The sequence below is a fragment of the Streptomyces sp. NPDC001816 genome (assembly GCF_042892235.1).
Lineage (GTDB): Bacteria > Actinomycetota > Actinomycetes > Streptomycetales > Streptomycetaceae > Streptomyces.
Genome location: NZ_JBIATY010000003.1, coordinates 294,736 through 312,687 on the forward strand (window position 1 = coordinate 294,736; position 17,952 = coordinate 312,687).

The following is a 17,952-nucleotide window of genomic DNA, read 5'->3' on the forward strand; positions in this document are numbered from 1 at the left end:
CCCGTCGGTCGTCAGGTCTCAGCGCCTGAGTCCATGTCCTGCACGCCACGCACACGTGTTCCGGTTCCGCTTTCCGGGCCTCCGTCGTTTCCCGGCCGGTCCACGGCAACCGCCTCCGGCACGATTCCGACGACCGGTGGCAGCACCATTCCCCGTTCACCGTCGCCGGCGTCCACCAACACCCCGCACGGAAGCCCGGCCTCAGCAACCGCCGGTACGCCTGCGTCCAGGACCGCTGCACCCCACACCGTGCGGTACCGCCAGACCCGGTCACCCTCCCCGCGCGCCCTCGCATAGCGCGCGAGCGCGGCCTCGTCGGTGAACGCGAGCAGCCACCGCGCCGCATGCGTCTCCACCGTCAGCGCGGCGCCGTTCTCCCCGTACGGGACGAGGACACGGCGACGTCGGAACTCGCCGAGGCGGGCGCGGAACCGGCGCCTGTGAACCCTGAGTCGCATGGCCTGTTCCGCGGAGAGCGGCGCGTCTTGCCGGTCGGTCGGCTGTGTGAGTACGGATTCCTGGGCGGCCGTTGTTGCAGCATCCGCTGCGGACTGCTTCGCGGTGGCTAATGTGCTTGATTCCGGGTGCGGTTGAGCTGCAGAGAGCACATCAGCAGGAGGCAGCGGTGCACTACCGGCGTGCAGAACCGTCTGCTCCGCGATGTCTGTCAGTGCCGACCTGGGCGGATACACCTCGGCCTCGCCCGTCGCCCCCGCGGATCCCATCGACTCAGCGCTGGCCACAGCGCCTTCCCCCCACCAATGATGTCTTGATACGTTCGGCTGATTTTCGTTCCGCGAACGATCTTCAATACTCACACGCATGGGCTGATACGAACAATGTTCGCCGGACCAACAGTGAGTCAAAGGACAGTCAACTGCCGTTGTGTCCGGCTGTATCCAGGGCCATTCTCAGCACCCCCGCCAGCCGGCTAGGGCAACCGCAGGCGCTCGAACTCGATCCTCTCGTACGGCCCCTTCGCCCCCGTCTCGTACAGGAGCCCGACCCTGTCCCGGCCGAGCTGGACCAAGTCGGAGTAAGCGGCCGGACGGTCGGACAGGGTGCGTAGGCGGGTGAAGGTGCGGCCGGCGTTCGTGCTGGACCAGAGGGCCATCGCCCGGCGGGCGGTCGGCACCGACGGGGCGGAGAACAGCAAGGGGCCTTTGTGGAGTTGGAGCACGCTGCCCTCGACCACCGGGACGTCGTTCAGAGTGCGCTGGACGGCGAAGGGACGGGCGAGGCTCCCGCCGCCGTCGCCGCTGTAGGTGTCGAGGCGGTGGCCGGGGCCGCGGCTGCTGTTCTGGTCGCGGGAGCTGATGTAGAGGCGGCCGTCGGGGAGTTGGGCGATGCTGGTCTCGTTGGCGTTGGTCGCGCCGTCGTAGGTGTCGTCCACGAAGCCGAGGTGCCAGGTGCGGCCGCCGTCGTCGCTGTAGAGGGCGTGGGCGCCGTAGTAGCGGGGCTCGCGGCCGGTGTCGGAGGAGCCGGAGGGCGGGGTGGTGGAGTGGTCGGCGGGGACGAGGAGGCGGCCGGTGTGGGAGCCGTGGGTCAGAGCCAGCGCGTGGCCGGGGCCGGTCGCGTACCAGCGCCAGTTCGGCGGCTTCACCTCGGCCGTGATGTCCCGCGGGGGTGTGAAGCTGCGGCCGTCGTCCTCGCTGCGCTGTACGAACACCCGGCGGCCCTGGATGGGTGCGACCTCGCCGCGCATGATCTGAGCCTCCGTCACCGTCCCGCTGTTGTACGAGGTCAGCAGCACGACGGCGCCGGATCGCGGGTCGACCACGGGTGCCGGGTTGCCCCGGGTGTTGCCCTGACCGGCGGCCACCACCGTCAGCGGGCCCCAGGTGCAGCCGCCGTCGGTGGAGCGGCGCAGGACGACGTCGATGTCGCCGCTGTCGGCGGCGCCCGTGTGCCGGCCCTCGGCGAAGGCCAGGACCGTGCCGCGCCGGGTGACGACGGTCGCGGGGATGCGGTACGTGTCGTAGCCGCCCTGCCCGGACATGTACGGCACCGAGGAGACGCAGCCCTGTGTGGAGTGCGCCGGGTGGACGGCGGTGAGCGGGGTGAGGAACGCGGTGGCGACGAGAAGAGCGCGGCTCAGCGGAATCACGCCTCACATGCTCCCCGGAATCACCAGCCCGGACTCGTAGCCCACGATCACCAGCTGGGCCCGGTCGCGGGCGCCGAGCTTGCCCATGATCCGGCTCACATGGGTCTTCGCGGTGAGCGGGCTCAGCCCCAACACCTCAGCTATCTCGGTGTTGTTGAGGCCCCGGGTGACCAGCGTCAGCACCTCCCGCTCGCGGTCCGACAGGCACTCCGGGCCTCCCGTCACGGGCGCCGAGGGGCTGCGCAGGAACCGCTCGATCAGGCGTGCCGTCGGCCCCGGGGAGAGCAGTGCCTCGCCCGCGGCGACCGTACGGATCGCGTCCAGCAGGTCGGCCGGACGGGTGTCCTTCACCAGGAACCCGGAGGCGCCGGCGCGCAGCGCGTCCACGATGTTCTCGTCGGTGTCGTAGGTGGTGAGGACCAGCACCTTCACCCCGTCGAGGTCCTCGTCGGCGGCGATGAGGCGGGTGGCCTCGATGCCGTCGAGGTCGGGCATGCGGACGTCCATCAGCACGACGTCGGCTCGTTCGGCGCGGACGAGGTCGACGGCCTCGCGGCCGGTGGCGGCCTGTCCGACGACCTCCATGTCCGGCGCGGACTCCACGAGCATGGCGAACGCGGCCCGGACGAGGGCCTGGTCGTCGGCCAGCAGTACGCGAACGGCGCTCATCCGGTCCCTTCCGCGGTGGTCGTCGTGGGCAGTACGGCTCTCACCTCGAAGCCGCCCTGCGTGCGTGGTCCGGCGTCGAGGGTGCCGCCCACGCTGCGGGCTCGCTCGCGCATGCCCACCAGTCCGTAGCCGGGCGTGCCGCCGGGGGTGGGGCCGGTTCCGTCGTCGGTCACCGTCAGGTGCAGAGCGCCGTCCCGCGCGTCCAGGTCGATGCTGACGGCTGGTTCGGGGCCGGCGTGCCGTACCACGTTGGTCAGCGCCTCCTGGACGATGCGGTACGCGGCGGCACCCACGGCGGCCGGTGCCTTGCGTACCCGTACGGTCTGCTCGACGCGGGCGCCCGCGAGGCGCGCGGCCTCCACCAGGTCGGGCACGCCGTCGAGACCGGGCAGGGGGCCGCGGGCGTCCAACGAGCCGTGCTCCCGCAGTACCTCCAGGGTGGCGCGCAGCTCACCGCTTGCGGTGCGGCAGGTCTCCGCGATGTCGTCCAGCGCCTTGGCGACCGTCTCCCGGTCGAGCCGCTCGGGGTCGGCGGCCAGGACATGCGCGGCGACCGAGGTCTGCACGCCGATGAGGGTGATGCTGTGGGCGAGCAGGTCGTGCAGGTCGCGGGCGATGCGCAGCCGCTCCTCGGCGACCCGGCGGCGAGCCTCCTCCTCGCGGGTGCGTTCGGCGCGTTCGGCGCGTTCGACGATCGCGGCGATGTGCCGGCGGTGGGAGCGGACGGCGACGCCGAGAAGGAGCACGGCGATCACCCAGCCGGAGGTGCGCAGCACCTGGAAGGCATGGTGGGTGTTCACCGTCGTCATCACGCCCACGATCACGGCGAGGACGGTGATGCCGGTCAGGACGGTCCGCAGGGGGCGACTGGTGACGGCCACCGTGTAGAGCGCGGTGAGCCCGGCCGGGACCGTCGCGGTGTGGTTGTTGTCGAAGGCGTTGTACGTCGCGATGAGGGTCACGGCGGCGGCGAGCACCAGCAGCGGGCGGCGGCGCCGCCACACGAGCGGCACGTGTGCGGCGAACAGCAGCGCCCAACCGAGCGCGTCGGGGCGGCGGCCCGGGTCGGTGAACAGGGCGATGCACACGGCCGGCACGGTGAGGGCGAGGGCGAGCAGGGCGTCGTTGCGGGTGGCGTGCGGGGCGGTGAGGGGATTGCGGTTGATCGCCGCGACGATCCGCTCGCCCTGGCGGGGGCGTCCCGCCGCCGGGACGCCGCGCACCGCCGCCGGGATGCTCGGGGGCCGGCGGCGGCCTGTCGTGCGGCGGCCGGGCACTGTCGTGGTTTCCTGCACGGGGTTCATCTTCCGGTAGGCGGGCGCCCCCGCCGAGGGCAGGGGCGCCCGACGGTTCAGCCCACGGGTTCCGGTGCACGCTCGGTGCGCGCCGCCTCCGGTGCCCTGGACAGCCGCCCCGGCCACCACACCGCCCTGCCCAGCGCCACGCTCGCGCTGGTCACCAGGTAGGTGCGGACGAGGAAGGTGTCCAGCAGGACCCCGACCGCGATGACGAAGCCCAGCTCGACGAGTTGGACGAGCCCCATGTTGGTCAGCACCGCGAAGGTGGCGGCGAGGACGAGTCCGGCGGAGGCGATGACCCCGCCGGTGGTCCGCAGTGCCGTCAGCGCGGCCGCGGCGGGCTCGGCGCCTCGCAGCGACTCCTCCCGCATCCGGTGCATCAGGAAGATGCCGTAGTCGACGCCGAGGGCGACGAGGAACACGAAGGACAGCAGGCCGAGGCCGGGATCGGTGCCGTGGAAGCCGAACAGCGGCTCGAAGACCAGCCCGCCGAGGCCAAGTGCCGCCCCCCACACGGCGACCACGGCGACCACCAGCAGCAGCGGGGCGACCAGGGACCGCAGCAGGGCGATCAGGATCAGCAGCACGGAGAGCAGGACGATCGGTACGACGACCATCCGGTCGCGGGCGCTGGTGTCCGCGAGGTCGAGCTGCTGGGCGCTGAGCCCGCCGACGTGGGAGCCGTCCAGCCGGTGCCTCAGTGCCTTGATCGTGGCGGTCTCGGCGGCGGACTGGGGCGGGGCGGACGCGGTCACCGTGATCTCGGTCCAGCCGGCGCCGATACGGCCCTCTCGCGCCTGCGCCACTCCCTTCGTGCCCCGGATCGTCGCCAGGGCGGCGTCGGCGCGGCCGGCCGGGGTGAGGATCTCGATGGGCTGCGCGGACTGCTCCGGGTAGGCCTTCGCCACGGTCTGCAGGGCGGTGACGGAGTCGGGCCGGTCGACGAAGGTGTCCACTTGCTTGAGCGGCCCGGGCAGGTTCAGCGCGCCCAGCGCCAGCGCGCCGAGCAGGGCGGCGCCGGACGCGAGGACGGTCAGCGGGCGGCGCCCGGCCGAGGAGCCCATCGCGGCGAACAGCGACCGGCGGGTGGCCTTGGGCGTGGCGCCGTAGGCGGGGATGAGCGGCCAGAACAGACGGCGGCCCAGCAGGACCAGGACGGCGGGCAGCAGGGTCAGCATGGCGGCCAGCGCGCACAGCACGCCGACCGTGCCGAGCGGGCCCATGCCCCGGCTGGAGTTGAGGTCCGCGGCGAGCAGACACAGCAGGCCGACGGCCACCGTGCCGGAGGAGGCGAGGACGGCGGGCCCGCAGCCGCGCAGCGCCGCCCGCATCGCGTCGTACGGCCGCTCGTGGCGTCGTAGCTCCTCGCGGTAGCGGGAGACGAGGAGCAGGGCGTAGTCGGTGCCGGCGCCGAAGACGAGGATCGTCATGATGCCGGTGCTCGCACCGGTCACGGCGGTGCCGAAGGCCTGGTTGAGGGCGTAGGCGGCGGCCTGGGCGAGGAAGTCGGCGACACCGGCGACGACGAGCGGGACCAGCCACAGCAGCGGGCTGCGGTAGATGAGGATCAGCAGGATCGCTACGACGGCGACGGTGGTGTAGAGCAGCGGGCCGCCGAGGGACTTGTAGACACCCGAGGCGTCGGTGGCCAGGGCGGCCGGGCCGCCGACGTCGACCGAGAGTCCGCCGGTGTCGTGGACGATGCTGCGGGCGTCGTCGACGAAGGCGTCGCGCTTCTTCTCGTCGGTGCCGGGCTCGTTGCTGGTGACCGGGTACATGAGGGTGGTGCCGTCGGCCGACGGGATGCCCTGCGGGGTGCGGCCGGTGAGGGCGTGCCGGTGGGCGAGGGCGTCGACCTGCGCGGCGGCGGTGGCCCGGTCGGCGGCGGTCAGGCCGCTCGCGCGGTGGTAGACGAGGACCAGTTCGGTCGTCTGGCCGCCCGGGAGGCGGTCCTGGAGCCGGGCCACCTGGGTGGAGTCGGCGGAGGCGGGCAGGTAGTCGGTCGTGCGGTTGTGCTGGACGTCGCCGAGCTTGGCGGCGAACGGCCCGGCCAGGGCCAGCAGGACCACCCACAGGCCCAGCACCAGCCAGGGCAGGCCTCGTCGCCCACCTCTCACACGTGTTGTCGCGGCCCCCATGGAAACGGGCCCTCCCTCCGGAGCGGATGTCTGGATACGGCTTCCAGACTTCCGCCGGAAAGGCGCGCGTTCGTCGGGCTCGGGAGCGAGTTCGGCGGTACTGCGCAGGGCGGCCGGGCGGGCGGACTACTCCCTGGGGAGTATCAGGAGGGCGTCGCCGCGGGTCGATCGGGCACGTCCCGGGCGGGCGCGGTCCGGCCGGGCGCGGATCCGCTCGGGGCCCGCGCTGATCCGCCTGGGGCGTCCCCATGGTCCCGGGGATCACCCGCCCCGGCTCGTGACCCAAGCCTCTTTCCGGGTTCCCAAGCCCCTTTCCGGGTCTCCGGTCAGCAGGGCGCCGTAGCGAGGCGGAGGCGTCCGTCGTGGACCTCGGCGATCCTGTCGACGGCGGTGAGGTGCGTGCGGTCGTGGGTGACCAGGACGGTGGCGATGGCCTGTTGATGGGTGAGGCGGGTGATCAGGTCGACCACGGCGGCGCCGCGTTCGTGGTCCAGGGCGCTGGTGGGTTCGTCGACCAGCAGGACGGCGGGGCTGTTCATCAGGGCGCGGGCGATGTTGACGCGCTGGCGCTGACCGCCGGAGAGCTGGTGGGGCCTGCGTCCGGCCTGGGTCGCGACCCCCACCGCGTCGAGCAGTTCCATGGCCCGGCCGTGGGCCTTGGCCGGTGACCGTCCGGCGATCCGGGCCATGACCTGGAGCTGTTCGGCCGCGGTGAGGGAGGGCAGCAGGTTGGGCTGCTGGAAGACGATGCCGATCTTGTCGCGGCGCAGCCGGGTCAGTTCGTCGCGGGTCATGCCGGTCGTGGCGGTGGAGTCGATGGTGACCGTGCCGGCGTCGGGGGCGATGAGGGTGGCGGCCACGGCGAGGAGGCTGGACTTGCCGGATCCGGAGGGGCCGACCACGGCGGTCAGACTGCCCTTGGGCACGTCCAGGGTGACGTGGTCGAGGGCGGTCAGGCGGGAGTCACCGTCGGGGTAGGTGAGGGTGACGTCGGTCAGGTTCAGGCTCATCGGGCGCTCCCCAGGGCGGTCAGCGGGTCGACGGAGGTGATGCGGCGGACGGACAGGGCGGCCCCGAGCGCGCCGAGCAGGATCATCACGGCGGCGGGGACGAGGACCGTGGTGGGAGTGAGGAGGAACGGCACCGCGCTTCCCGTGACAAGGGCGCCGAGACCGGCGGCGATGCCGGTGCCGAGGAGGGTGCCGCCGGTCAGGAGGACCGCGGCCTGGCCGAGGGCGTCCTTCAGCAACTGGGCGGTGGAGGCGCCGAGTGCCTTGAGGACGGCGATGTCGCCGCTGCGCTGGATGGTCCAGACGGTGAAGAAGGCGCCGACGACCAGGGCGGAGATGGCGAAGAGGAAGCCGCGCATCAGCTGCAGGGAGCCGTTCTCGGAGGCGTACGAGCCGATCGCGGACAGCGAGTCGCCCTTCGAGACCGTTCTGGTGCCGATGGCCCGGTCGGCGGCGGCGATGTCGGCGCCGGAGCCGGTGTTCAGGGCGATCACGGTCGCGGTCGACCCGTCCCCGGCGTCGGCGGGGGGCGCCGTCCTCGCCCAGGTGTCGAGGCTGGTCCAGATCACGGGGGTGTGGCTGAAGGAGGCGTCGCCCTTTACGGCGGCCACGGTCAGCTTCTGTCCGGCCAGGGTGAAGCCGTCTCCGGGCTCCAGGCCCAGGTCGTCGGCGGCCGTGCCGGACAGCACCGTCGCGTGCCCCGTGATCCTGCTGCCGTCGGGGGCCAGGCGGGAGCCGGGCCGGACGCCGAACACGGAGACCCCGGTGCTCCGGTCGCCCGCGGTGGCCCTGGTGGTGCTGATGCCCAGCGGTTCGGCGCCGGTGACTGAGGGGACCTCGGCCCACCGCCGCCACTGCTCGGCGGTGACGGTCGAGTTGGCGTACGACAGCTCCTGGGCGCCGCCGGGTACGTGGAAGGCGATCCGGTCGGCCGGCAGGCCGGTGATGGCGGAGATGTTCTGCCGGCCCAGGCCCGCGGTCAGTCCGGAGAGCAGCCCGACCAGCAGGGTGATGAGCACGATGACGGTTCCCATGAGGGCGAACCGCCCCTTGGCGAACTTCAGATCTCTCCAGGCGACGAACACCTTGGCCTGCCCTTTCCGGCGGTGGAAGCGATAGGCCCCAGCCTGGCCTCCGGTGCCTCGGCCGGGCATCCGGCGACGGACGGCACTTCGCGGACCGAAAGGCTGCGCGTGGGTTGTAACTTTCGGCGGAGGCCCGGCCCGGACCGGTTCCTTAGGCTGGAGGGACTGTGAACACCGCTGCTCCCGCGAACACCGCCGCTCCCGCCCTGACCCCGACCACCCGGACCCTGTCCTGGTGCCTGCACCTGCTGATCGTCGCCCTGCTCGCTCTGGCCGCCGGCCGCGCCGTGGCCGAAGGCCGGCCGCACACCGCGGTGACGGTCGCCGTGGCGGTGGCGTGCGGGCTGGTGTACGCGGCCGGCCCGCTCGTGCCCCGCATCCGCGGCGAGCGGCGGGCCGCCGCCTGGTGGCTGGCCGTCGTCGGCGCGGTGTGGCTGGTGCTGCTGGGCCTGACCGCCGACGGGGTGTGGGTCGCCTTCCCGCTGTACTTCCTCCAGCTCCACCTGCTGTCGCGGCGGGCCGGCCTGGCCGCCGTGGCCGCGACCGTGCTCGCGGCGGTCGCCGCGTTCGCCCTCCACCGGGGGTCCTTCAGCGCGGCCATGGCGATCGGCCCGGCGATCGGCGCCGCCGTCGCAGTCGCCGTGGTGTGGGGATACCAGGCCCTGTACCGGGAGAGCGAACAGCGCAGGCGCCTGATCGAGGAACTCACCGCCACCCGCGCGGACCTGGCCGAGGCCCAGCACACCGCCGGTGTGCTGGCCGAACGCGAGCGGCTGGCCCGGGAGATCCACGACACCCTCGCCCAGGGGCTGTCCAGCATCCAGTTGCTGCTGCGCGCCGCCGAACGGGCCCTGCCCGACGCTCCGGAGAACAGTGCCCGCTACGTCGGTCAGGCCCGCCAGGCCGCGGTCGACAATCTCGCCGAGGCCCGCCGTTTCGTCGCCGCCCTCGCCCCGCCCGCCCTGGAGGGCACCACCCTGGCCGGCGCTCTGGAACGGCTGTGCGCCACCACCGGTGCCCGGCACCGGCTCACCGCCCGCTTCCGTCTCAGCGGCGATCCGGCCCCGCTGCCGACCTCGTACGAGGTCGTGCTGCTGCGCGTCGCCCAGTCCGCCGTCGCCAACACCGTCCGCCACGCACGGGCCACGACCGTCGAGGTCACCCTCGGCCGGTGCGGCGACCATGTCGTCCTCGACGTCGTCGACGACGGCATCGGTTTCGACCCCGCGAAGCTGCCCGCGCCCGACCCGGAGAGGGGCGGCTTCGGTGTGGCCTCCATGCGCGCCCGGCTCGACGCGCTCGGCGGCATCCTGACCATCGAGTCCGCCCCCGGCCACGGCACCGCCCTGGCCGCCCGGCTCCCCCTCGCCCCACCCACCGAGACCGAGGCCCGCCCGTGACCGACTCCGCCATCCGCCTGCTCGTCGCCGACGACCATCCCGTGGTGCGGGCCGGGCTGCGCGCCGTCCTGGAGACCGAACCCGGCCTCGCCGTGGTGGCCGAGGCCGCGACCGCCGAGGACGCTGTCGCCCGCGCCGCCGCGGGTGACATCGACGTCGTGCTGATGGACCTGCAGTTCGGCAAGGGAATGGGCGGCGCCGAGGCCACCGCCCGGATCACCGCCCGGCCGGGCGCTCCCCGGGTGCTGATCGTCACGACGTACGACTCGGACGCCGACACTCTCCCGGCGATCGAGGCCGGCGCCACCGGCTATCTCCTCAAGGACGCCCCGCCCGAGGATCTCGCGGCCGCCGTGCGCACCGCCGCCGCGGGACGCACCACCCTGGCTCCCACGGTCGCCGACCGGCTCATGAACCGGCTGCGCGACCCCGGCGCCGCCCTGACCCGGCGGGAGACGGAAGTCCTCACCCTGGTCGCGGCAGGCCTGTCCAACCAGGCCATCGGCCACCGGCTCCACCTCACCGAGGGCACGGTCAAGTCGCACCTGGCCCGCGTGTACGCCAAGCTCGGCGTCGACTCACGCACCGCCGCCGTCGCCACCGCAACCGACCTGGGCCTGATCAGGCGCTGACGGATCAGCGGGCCCGGTGTCGCGTCGCGCGTCACGCCGAGATCGCTCGTCACGTCGAGGAGATCGAGGAGATGCCGTGGAGCCGCTTCCTCGGCTCGGGTTCGGTGCTGCCGGCCGAGCGTCGGGCGATCCGGGCGGCACCGGGTCAGGCGGCATGAGTCAGGACGGAGTCCGCGCAGCGGCCAGCAACCGGTTGACGTCGTCGGCGCAGATGGTGAGCGCGGCGCCGATCGTGGCCAGTGCGTCCCGTTCCGCGGGTGTGTAGGGGCCGTCGGCCAGGGCGATGCGCGCGGCCTGGAGGAGCAGGGACTCGCGGCCGACCGGGGCGAGGTGCGGGGCGAGCGGGTCGAGGGCCTCGTGCAGCTCTATGGCTAGGCTCGCGCCGCACGGGCCGCCGAGGACCCGGCCGGTGTCGGCGGCGAGGGCCTCGACCAAGGCGGCCAGTTGGTCCTCGGTGCAGTCCTCGAAGCCGGCGGCGCGGACCGCGGTGGCGGCCGTCTCCAGGGCCGTACGGGAGGAGGCACCGCCGGCGGCCAGGACGGCGAGGGCGACGGTGTGCACGGCGTCGCGGAGCATCGCGGAGAAGCGGCGGGTGGTGGGGTGGTCGAGGACGTCGGTGCCGAAGTGACGGCGGCAGGAGGCGCACTCCACGACCGGTCCGGTCGCCCCGCGCGGCAGCACGGGCACCCCGAGGAGGGTGAAGCGGCGGCGGCCGGTGAGCCGCTGGTAGTTGCGGTCGCCTCCGCAGCCGGGGCAGTAGAACTCGCCGTCCCCCACGGGTGTCCATGCGGTGCGGGTACCCAGGAGGCGCACAGCCCGGGTGGCACGGTCGTCTCGTCCCCGTACTGGCAGCACGTCGCACCTCCGTAACGACGCGGCAACATCGCCGCGCTGGCGTGATGTTAGCCACATCACGGAGGCTGAGTCAGCACCTCGTACGAGACCCGTTCGTGATCTTAGGGGTGCGATGGCCGATAAGTGACGGGGCCCTGACCGTCGTATACAGCGGTCAGGGCCCCGAAAGTGCTGGTCGGCGAGGGTCAGCGGGCGGCTCGGTTCACCGCGGAGACGACGGCCTTCAGCGAGGCACGCGTCGTGTTCGCGTCGATGCCGATACCCCACAGAACCTTGTCGTCGATCGCGCATTCGATGTAGGAGGCGGCCTGCGCGGAGGCACCCTCGCTCATCGTGTGCTCCTGGTAGTCCAGCAGGCGTACGTCGATGCCGATGGACTGCAGGGCGTCGAAGAACGCCGAGATCGGACCGTTGCCGGAGCCGGTCAGCACCGTGTCGACGCCGTCGACGGTGGCCTCGACGGTGAGGGTGTCCACGCCGTCGGTGTCGGTGGTCGACTGGCCGGTGCGGACCTGGATGCGGCCCCAGGGGTTCTCCGGGTTGGGCAGGTACTCGTCCTGGAAGACCGACCAGATGTCGCCGCCGGTGACCTCGCCGCCCTCGGCGTCCGTCTTGGCCTGGATGATCTTCGAGAACTCGATCTGCATCCGGCGCGGCAGGTCCAGCTTGTGGTCGTTCTTCAGGACGTACGCGATACCGCCCTTGCCGGACTGCGAGTTGACCCGGATGACGGCCTCGTAGGAGCGGCCGACGTCCTTCGGGTCGATCGGCAGGTACGGGACCGCCCACTCGATGTCGTCGACGGTGACACCCTTGGCCTTCGCGTCGGCCTCCATGGCGTCGAAGCCCTTCTTGATGGCGTCCTGGTGGGAGCCGGAGAAGGACGTGTAGACCAGGTCGCCCACGTACGGGTGGCGCGGGTGGACCTCCATCTGGTTGCAGTACTCCCACGTACGACGGATCTCGTCGATGTCGGAGAAGTCGATCTGCGGGTCGACGCCCTGGGAGAACAGGTTCATGCCCAGGGTGACCAGGTCGACGTTGCCGGTGCGCTCGCCCTGCCCGAACAGGCAGCCCTCGACGCGGTCGGCGCCGGCCATCAGCGCCAGTTCGGCGGCGGCGACGGCCGTACCGCGGTCGTTGTGCGGGTGGACGGAGATGCAGACGTACTCACGGCGGGAGATGTTGCGGCTCATCCACTCGAAGCGGTCCGCGTGCGTGGAGGGGGTCGAACGCTCCACCGTGGCGGGCAGGTTGAGGATGATCTCGCGGCCGGGGCCCGGCTGGTAGACGTCCATGACCGCCTCGCAGACCTCCAGCGCGAAGTCCAGCTCGGTGTCGGTGAAGATCTCCGGCGAGTACTGGTAGCCGAACTCGGTCTCCGGGCCCAGCAGCTTCTCGGCGTACTCCATCACCAGGCGGGTGCCGTCGACGGCGATCTGCTTGATCTCGTCCTTGGAGCCGCGGAACACGACCCGGCGGAAGACCGGCGCGGTGGCGTTGTACAGGTGGACGGTGGCCCGGCGGGCGCCCTTCAGGGACTCCACGGTCCGCTCGATCAGGTCCTCGCGGGCCTGGGTCAGCACGGAGATGGTGACGTCCTCGGGGATCGCGCCCTCTTCCTCGATGATCGAGCGCACGAAGTCGAAGTCGGTCTGGCCGGAGGCCGGGAAGCCGACCTCGATCTCCTTGTAGCCCATCTTGACCAGCTGGTCGAACATCCGGCGCTTGCGCTCGGGCGACATCGGGTCGATCAGGGCCTGGTTGCCGTCCCGCAGGTCGGTGGAGAGCCAGCGGGGGGCGACGGTGATGCGCTGCTCCGGCCAGGTGCGGTCCGGGATGTCGACCTGCTCGTAGCGGCCGTACTTGTGGATCGGCATGGAACTGGGCTGCTGGCGGTTGGCCATGATGGCGTGGGCTCCTTGGGGTGTCCGGAGATCCGGATGTCCGGGTGGACGGCCGACGACGCAACGCCAAGCTCCGCGGGGAGGGAGTCGGCCTCGACTACAGGCCCTCGCCGCGGCAGCTAAGAAGGAGCAGCCCGAAACGCATGATGCTCCGCATGCTAGCCGAGCGGCGCCTCACCGCGAGGGTTCGTATCAGTATGCGGGACCGTGGGGGCAAATCGGACAAAAAGTGCGCCATACCACTATGGCTACGCGGAGTGAGCCCGATGTCACCGTATTTCACCAATCATGGTTGCGAGTAGTGACAGCCGGATCACACAGTGCAAGGGTGCCGGGCATGACGACCAACGGGGGCTTCCAGCCCGTCTTCTGCACGATCGTGCCGCCGCACGTCCTCGACAGGCTCGCCCGGAACGAGGACCCCGCGCTCTCCGGACCCGCCCGCCGGTCCCTGGAGCACGACGCCTACCAGCGCACTCACCGCCGCCTGACCACGGTGATCGGCGCGCCCGCCGTCGCCGCGCCCGCCGGGGCCGTGGCCGACCAGCCGCACCGCACCATCTACGACGCCGGCCACCAGCAGGACCTGCCCGGCACGAAGGTCCGCGAGGAGGGAGCCGAGCCCGGTGCGGACGCCACGGTCAACCGCGCCTACACGGGCCTCGGCGCCACCTTCGAGCTGTACCTGAAGGCGTACGGCCGCAACTCCATCGACGGCGAGGGGCTGCCGCTGGACGCGAGCGTGCACTTCGGCACGGACTACGACAACGCCTTCTGGAACGGCGAGCAGATGGTGTTCGGCGACGGCGACAACGAGATCTTCCTGGACTTCACCATCCCGGTGGACGTCATCGGCCACGAGCTGACCCACGGCGTCACCCAGCACACCGCCAACCTGACCTACTTCGGCCAGCCCGGCGCGCTCAACGAGTCGCTCTCCGACGTCTTCGGCTCGCTGATCAAGCAGTACGCGCTCGGCCAGTCCGCGGCCGAGGCCGACTGGCTGATCGGCGCGGGTCTGCTCGCCCCGCGCGTCACCGGCACCGCCCTGCGCTCCATGAAGGCGCCGGGCACGGCGTACGACGACGACGTCCTCGGCAAGGACCCGCAGCCCGCGACCATGGAGGACTACGTCCACACCGGCCGCGACAACGGCGGCGTGCACATCAACTCGGGCATCCCGAACCACGCCTTCTACCTGGTCGCCACGGCCATCGGCGGCAACGCCTGGGAGCGGGCCGGACAGATCTGGTACGACACCCTGACCGGCGGCGAGCTCAAGCAGGACGCCGCCTTCGCCGACTTCGCCACGCTGACCGTCAAGGCGGCCCGCGAGCGCTACGGCGCGGGCGACGAACTCCAGGCCGTGCAGAAGGCGTGGGAGCAGGTGGGGGTGCGGACGTTGTAGTTCCGTACTAGAAGTGACCCATGCGTATCCAAGTGCGGCGCACGGGCGGCTTCGCGGGCATCGAGCGCCGGGCCGAGGTGGACACCTCGGGCCGGCCCGACGCCCATGAGTGGCGTGCCCTGGCCGAACGCGCCCTCGCGTCCGGCCGGGGCACGCGCCCGGCCGGGGTCCCGGACGGTTTCAGCTACGAGATCACTGTGGACGGCCGGACGGTTTACGCGGCCGACCCCCGACTGTCCGAGGCGGAGCGGGAGTTGATCTCCCGGGTGCTGAAGGAGGGTGCGTAACCGCTGTTTCACGCCGGGGCGTTGACTTCCGTTACCGGGGGTAAGGATGATCCCGGCCATGGCGACCGATGCAGTCAATCCGATCCCCCGCTTCCCGGCCGGCTTCCTGTGGGGTGTGTCGACCTCCGCCCACCAGATCGAGGGCGCGGCCGACGAGCGCGAGGCGTCCGTGTGGGACGTGTTCACGGCCGAGCCGGGGCGGGTGAAGGACGGCACGACGGCGGCGGTGGCCTGCGACCACTACCACCGCTACCGGGAGGACGTGGCCCTCCTCGCCGGCCTCGGCGTGGACGCGTACCGCTTCTCCGTCTCCTGGCCCCGCGTGAACTCCCCCGGCGGCCTGGACTTCTACGACCGCCTGGTGGACGAGCTGTGCGCGGCCGGCGTACGGCCCGTTCCCACCCTCTTCCACTGGGACCTGCCCGCCTCGCTGGACTGGCTGGAGCGGGACACGGCGGCCCGGTTCGCCGACCACGTGTCCGTGGTGGCCGAGCGCCTCGGCGACCGCGTCACCAAGTGGATCACCCTCAACGAGCCCGCCGAGCACACCCTGCTGGGTCACGCGCTGGGCGCCCACGCCCCCGGCAAACGGCTCCTCTTCGACGCGCTCCCGGTCGCCCACCACCAGCTCCTCGCCCACGGTCTCGCGGTGCAGACCCTGCGCGCGGCCGGCGTGACGGACATCGGCATCGCCAACTCCCACGGCCCGACCTGGCCGGCGTCCGCGGAACCCGCCGACCAGGAGGCGGCGGGCTTCTACGACCTCCTGCTCAACCGGCTGTTCGCCGAGCCGGTCCTGCTGGGCGCCTACCCGGAGGGCATCGGCGACCTGATGCCCGGCGACGTGTCCGCGGACCTGAAGGTGATCTCGGAGCCGATCGACTGGTACGGCGTCAACTACTACGCGCCGACCCGGGTGGGCGCCCCGCAGGGCACCGAGATCGAGTTCGGCGGCCTGACCATGCCGGCCGAACTCCCCTTCTCCGTCCGGGAGATCGAGGACCGCCCGGTGACGGACTTCGGCTGGCCCGTCGTCCCGGAGGGTCTCACGGAGCTGCTCACGACCTTCCGCGACCGCTACGGCGACCGCCTCCCGCCGATCGTCATCACCGAGAACGGCTGCTCCTACGAGGGCATCGACGACCAGGACCGCATCGCCTACCTGGACGGCCATGTCCGCGCCCTGCACGCGGCGCTGGAGTCCGGGGTGGATGTGCGCGGCTACTTCGTCTGGTCCCTGATGGACAACTTCGAGTGGGCGGAGGGCTACGCGCGCCGCTTCGGCCTGGTCCACGTGGACTACGAGACCCAGCGGCGCACCCTGAAGGCCTCCTACCACTGGTTCCGGGACGTGCTGCGGGCGCAGAGATGACCACCGCCCGCGCCTCGGCCGCACTCGCCGAGCCCGTGGAGCGGGTCGGCCGTGGCTGGACGGTGGCGCTCTCGCTGGCCAACGGGGCGATCTGGGTGGGCTGGTTCGGTCCGCTGCAGATCCTGCTCGCCTCCCAGGCGGGGGACTTCGCGCCCGGCTCCGGGATGTCGAAGGAGACGATGCTGGCCTGGGTGACGGGGGCGGGCGCGGTGGTCTCGCTGCTCGCGAACCCGTTCTTCGGCGCCCTCTCCGACCGGACGACCGCCCGCCGGGGCCGCCGTACCCCGTGGATCGTGGCGGGCGCGGCGGGCGGTGCGCTCTCCCTCCTGCTGCTCGCGGGCGCGGGCGGGCTGTGGACGATGACGCTGGGCTGGTGCCTGGTGCAGCTCACGCTGAACGCAGCCTTCGCGGCGGTGACCGCGGCCGTGCCGGACCGGGTGCCGCGGCTCCAGCGGGGCTCGGTGGGCGGCTGGCTGGGGGCGGCGCAGATCCTGGGCGTGGTCGGCGGGACGGGACTGGCGACGGCGGCGGGCGGGGTCGGTGCCGGGTACACGGCCTGCGCGGTGTTCACGGTGGTGGGCGTCCTGCCCTACGTACTGCGCTACGAGGACCTGCGGCTGGCGCCGGAGGACCGGTCGCCCTGGTCCTGGCGCGGCTTCCTGGCGTCGTTCTGGCTGAGCCCACGTCGCCACCCCGACCTGGCCTGGGCCTGGCTGACCCGCTTCCTGATCAACCTCAGCAACTCGCTGGTGCTGCTGTATCTCCTCTACTACCTGCGCGACCGCCTGCACTACTCCGACCCCGACCGGGGTGTCCTCGTCCTCACGGCGGTCAACAGCCTGACGCTGGTGGCGACGGTCGTGGCGGGCGGTGTCTGGTCGGACCGGGTGGGCCGGCGCAAGCCGTTCGTCGTCTGGTCGGGTGTGCTGATGGCGGTGGCCACGGCGGCCCTGTCCGGCTGGCAGACCTGGCCGGGGGCGGTCGTCGCGTCGGCGGTGCTGGGGATCGGCTTCGGTGTCTTCACCTCGGTCGACTTCGCCCTGATGACCGATGTCCTGCCGAAGGCCCTGGACCGGGGCAAGGACCTCGGCGTCATCAACGTGGCCAACGCCCTCCCCCAGGTGGCGGCCCCGGTCCTGGCGGCGCCGATCGTGACGTACCTCGGCGGCTACCGGGTGCTGTACCTGGTGGCGGCGGTGATCGGGCTGGCGGGGGCGGTGCTGGTGGGGCGGATACGGGGCGTGGCGTGAGCTGCCGGGGCTGGTCAGCCGGCCAGTCCTGACCGCACCGACTCCTCCTGGGCCAGGGTGCCGGCGTCCCGCCTGGCAACCCTCACGGAGGCGGGCTTCCCGACTCCGGCCGCGAACTAGAACCCCAGCCGCCGCAACTGCTTCGGGTCCCGCTGCCAGTCCTTGGCGACCTTCACGTGGAGGTCCAGGCTGCATCGACATGCGGCTACCGCCGCGCGGCCGGCGCCCCGAACGGCGCCTCGATCTGCCCGCCGGACCCGACCGCCCTTCAGCCCACCGAGACGGGCGGCCAGCGGGTAGCGGGGGCCGGGGCAGAGCCCCAGGAGGCCTCAGAACCCCAGCCGCCGCAACTGCTTCGGGTCCCGCTGCCAGCCCTTGGCGACCTTCACGTGGAGGTCCAGGCTGCATCGACATGCGGCTACCGCCGCGCGGCCGGCGTCCCGAACGGCGCCTCGATCTGCCCGCCGGACCCGACCGCCCTTCAGCCCACCGAGACGGGCGGCCAGCGGGTAGCGGGGGCCGGGGCAGAGCCCC

General features: G+C 72.3%; 15 protein-coding genes and 1 pseudogene. 6 read left to right on the forward strand and 10 right to left on the reverse strand.

The annotated features are described in order from the left end of the window. Positions 1-11: 11 nt before the first annotated feature. The 7 genes from ACFYZZ_RS12380 to ACFYZZ_RS12410 form a co-directional block, all read right to left on the reverse strand. The gene (locus ACFYZZ_RS12380) at positions 12-743 is read right to left on the reverse strand and encodes a hypothetical protein (protein WP_389174401.1); all 732 of its coding nucleotides are present in this window, start codon (positions 741-743) and stop codon (positions 12-14) included. 188 nt (positions 744-931) lie between these two features. Beyond that, positions 932-2,107, reverse strand: a complete 1,176-nt coding sequence (locus ACFYZZ_RS12385) for an exo-alpha-sialidase (RefSeq protein WP_389174404.1) — start codon at positions 2,105-2,107, stop codon at positions 932-934. A gap of 3 nt (positions 2,108-2,110) precedes the next feature. Continuing rightward, positions 2,111-2,776 (reverse strand): response regulator, encoded by a 666-nt coding sequence (locus ACFYZZ_RS12390; RefSeq protein WP_389174406.1) that lies wholly within the window; start codon positions 2,774-2,776, stop codon positions 2,111-2,113. Then, complete coding sequence (locus ACFYZZ_RS12395) at positions 2,773-4,080, reverse strand: histidine kinase (RefSeq protein WP_389174409.1); 1,308 nt, start codon at positions 4,078-4,080, stop codon at positions 2,773-2,775. The genes ACFYZZ_RS12390 and ACFYZZ_RS12395 overlap by 4 nt, the downstream gene beginning before the upstream one ends. 47 nt (positions 4,081-4,127) lie before the next feature. Next, entirely contained in the window at positions 4,128-6,212 is a 2,085-nt protein-coding gene (locus ACFYZZ_RS12400; RefSeq protein WP_389174412.1) for an MMPL family transporter, read from the reverse strand. Between the two features lie 326 nt (positions 6,213-6,538). Beyond that, positions 6,539-7,222 (reverse strand): ABC transporter ATP-binding protein, encoded by a 684-nt coding sequence (locus tag ACFYZZ_RS12405; RefSeq protein WP_389174415.1) that lies wholly within the window; start codon positions 7,220-7,222, stop codon positions 6,539-6,541. Further along, the gene (locus tag ACFYZZ_RS12410) at positions 7,219-8,307 is read right to left on the reverse strand and encodes an ABC transporter permease (RefSeq protein ID WP_389174418.1); all 1,089 of its coding nucleotides are present in this window, start codon (positions 8,305-8,307) and stop codon (positions 7,219-7,221) included. The genes ACFYZZ_RS12405 and ACFYZZ_RS12410 overlap by 4 nt, the downstream gene beginning before the upstream one ends. 167 nt (positions 8,308-8,474) lie before the next feature. Here ACFYZZ_RS12410 and ACFYZZ_RS12415 point away from each other — a divergent pair, with 167 nt between their 5' ends. Next, positions 8,475-9,707: a sensor histidine kinase gene (locus ACFYZZ_RS12415; protein ID WP_389174421.1), complete on the forward strand. Its 1,233-nt coding sequence runs from the start codon at positions 8,475-8,477 to the stop codon at positions 9,705-9,707. Beyond that, a complete protein-coding gene (locus ACFYZZ_RS12420) occupies positions 9,704-10,339 on the forward strand; it encodes a response regulator (RefSeq protein ID WP_389174425.1) in 636 nt (211 codons plus the stop codon). The genes ACFYZZ_RS12415 and ACFYZZ_RS12420 overlap by 4 nt, the downstream gene beginning before the upstream one ends. Before the next feature lie 159 nt (positions 10,340-10,498). Here the strand turns inward: ACFYZZ_RS12420 and ACFYZZ_RS12425 are convergent, their stop codons facing one another. Both ACFYZZ_RS12425 and leuA read right to left on the reverse strand, forming a co-directional pair. Next, on the reverse strand, positions 10,499-11,194 hold the full coding sequence (locus ACFYZZ_RS12425) for a TerB family tellurite resistance protein (RefSeq protein ID WP_386571928.1): 696 nt from the start codon (positions 11,192-11,194) through the stop codon (positions 10,499-10,501). A 185-nt stretch (positions 11,195-11,379) separates the two neighbouring features. Then, a complete protein-coding gene (leuA, locus tag ACFYZZ_RS12430; protein ID WP_389174429.1) occupies positions 11,380-13,101 on the reverse strand; it encodes a 2-isopropylmalate synthase in 1,722 nt (573 codons plus the stop codon). A 337-nt stretch (positions 13,102-13,438) separates the two neighbouring features. On the opposite strand from leuA, the gene ACFYZZ_RS12435 reads away from it, so the two are divergent. Genes ACFYZZ_RS12435 through ACFYZZ_RS12450 form a run of 4 tightly spaced genes read left to right on the forward strand, consistent with a single transcriptional unit; the run spans position 13,439 to position 17,418 of the window. Next, positions 13,439-14,509 carry a M4 family metallopeptidase gene (locus ACFYZZ_RS12435; RefSeq protein WP_389174432.1) on the forward strand — a complete coding sequence of 357 codons (1,071 nt, stop codon included), beginning with the start codon at positions 13,439-13,441 and terminating at the stop codon, positions 14,507-14,509. A gap of 20 nt (positions 14,510-14,529) precedes the next feature. Continuing rightward, positions 14,530-14,796 (forward strand): protealysin inhibitor emfourin, encoded by a 267-nt coding sequence (locus ACFYZZ_RS12440; RefSeq protein WP_389174434.1) that lies wholly within the window; start codon positions 14,530-14,532, stop codon positions 14,794-14,796. Positions 14,797-14,854: 58 nt separating this feature from the next. Then, complete coding sequence (locus ACFYZZ_RS12445; RefSeq protein WP_389174437.1) at positions 14,855-16,168, forward strand: GH1 family beta-glucosidase; 1,314 nt, start codon at positions 14,855-14,857, stop codon at positions 16,166-16,168. Continuing rightward, on the forward strand, positions 16,165-17,418 hold the full coding sequence (locus tag ACFYZZ_RS12450; RefSeq protein WP_389174440.1) for an MFS transporter: 1,254 nt from the start codon (positions 16,165-16,167) through the stop codon (positions 17,416-17,418). The genes ACFYZZ_RS12445 and ACFYZZ_RS12450 overlap by 4 nt, the downstream gene beginning before the upstream one ends. A gap of 329 nt (positions 17,419-17,747) precedes the next feature. Here ACFYZZ_RS12450 and ACFYZZ_RS12455 read toward each other — a convergent pair. Then, a pseudogene (locus tag ACFYZZ_RS12455) lies at positions 17,748-17,952 on the reverse strand (hypothetical protein); the annotation flags it as partial.

Bases quoted from the DNA above. Each gene is read 5' to 3' on its own strand.
- ACFYZZ_RS12390 (WP_389174406.1), bottom strand. From the start codon at position 2,776: ATGAGCGCCGTTCGCGTACTGCTGGCCGACGACCAGGCCCTCGTCCGG.
- ACFYZZ_RS12395 (WP_389174409.1), bottom strand. From the start codon at position 4,080: ATGAACCCCGTGCAGGAAACCACGACAGTGCCCGGCCGCCGCACGACA.
- ACFYZZ_RS12400 (WP_389174412.1), bottom strand. From the start codon at position 6,212: ATGGGGGCCGCGACAACACGTGTGAGAGGTGGGCGACGAGGCCTGCCC.
- ACFYZZ_RS12405 (WP_389174415.1), bottom strand. From the start codon at position 7,222: ATGAGCCTGAACCTGACCGACGTCACCCTCACCTACCCCGACGGTGAC.
- leuA (WP_389174429.1), bottom strand. From the start codon at position 13,101: ATGGCCAACCGCCAGCAGCCCAGTTCCATGCCGATCCACAAGTACGGC.
- ACFYZZ_RS12435 (WP_389174432.1), top strand. From the start codon at position 13,439: ATGACGACCAACGGGGGCTTCCAGCCCGTCTTCTGCACGATCGTGCCG.
- ACFYZZ_RS12440 (WP_389174434.1), top strand. From the start codon at position 14,530: ATGCGTATCCAAGTGCGGCGCACGGGCGGCTTCGCGGGCATCGAGCGC.
- ACFYZZ_RS12445 (WP_389174437.1), top strand. From the start codon at position 14,855: ATGGCGACCGATGCAGTCAATCCGATCCCCCGCTTCCCGGCCGGCTTC.
- ACFYZZ_RS12450 (WP_389174440.1), top strand. From the start codon at position 16,165: ATGACCACCGCCCGCGCCTCGGCCGCACTCGCCGAGCCCGTGGAGCGG.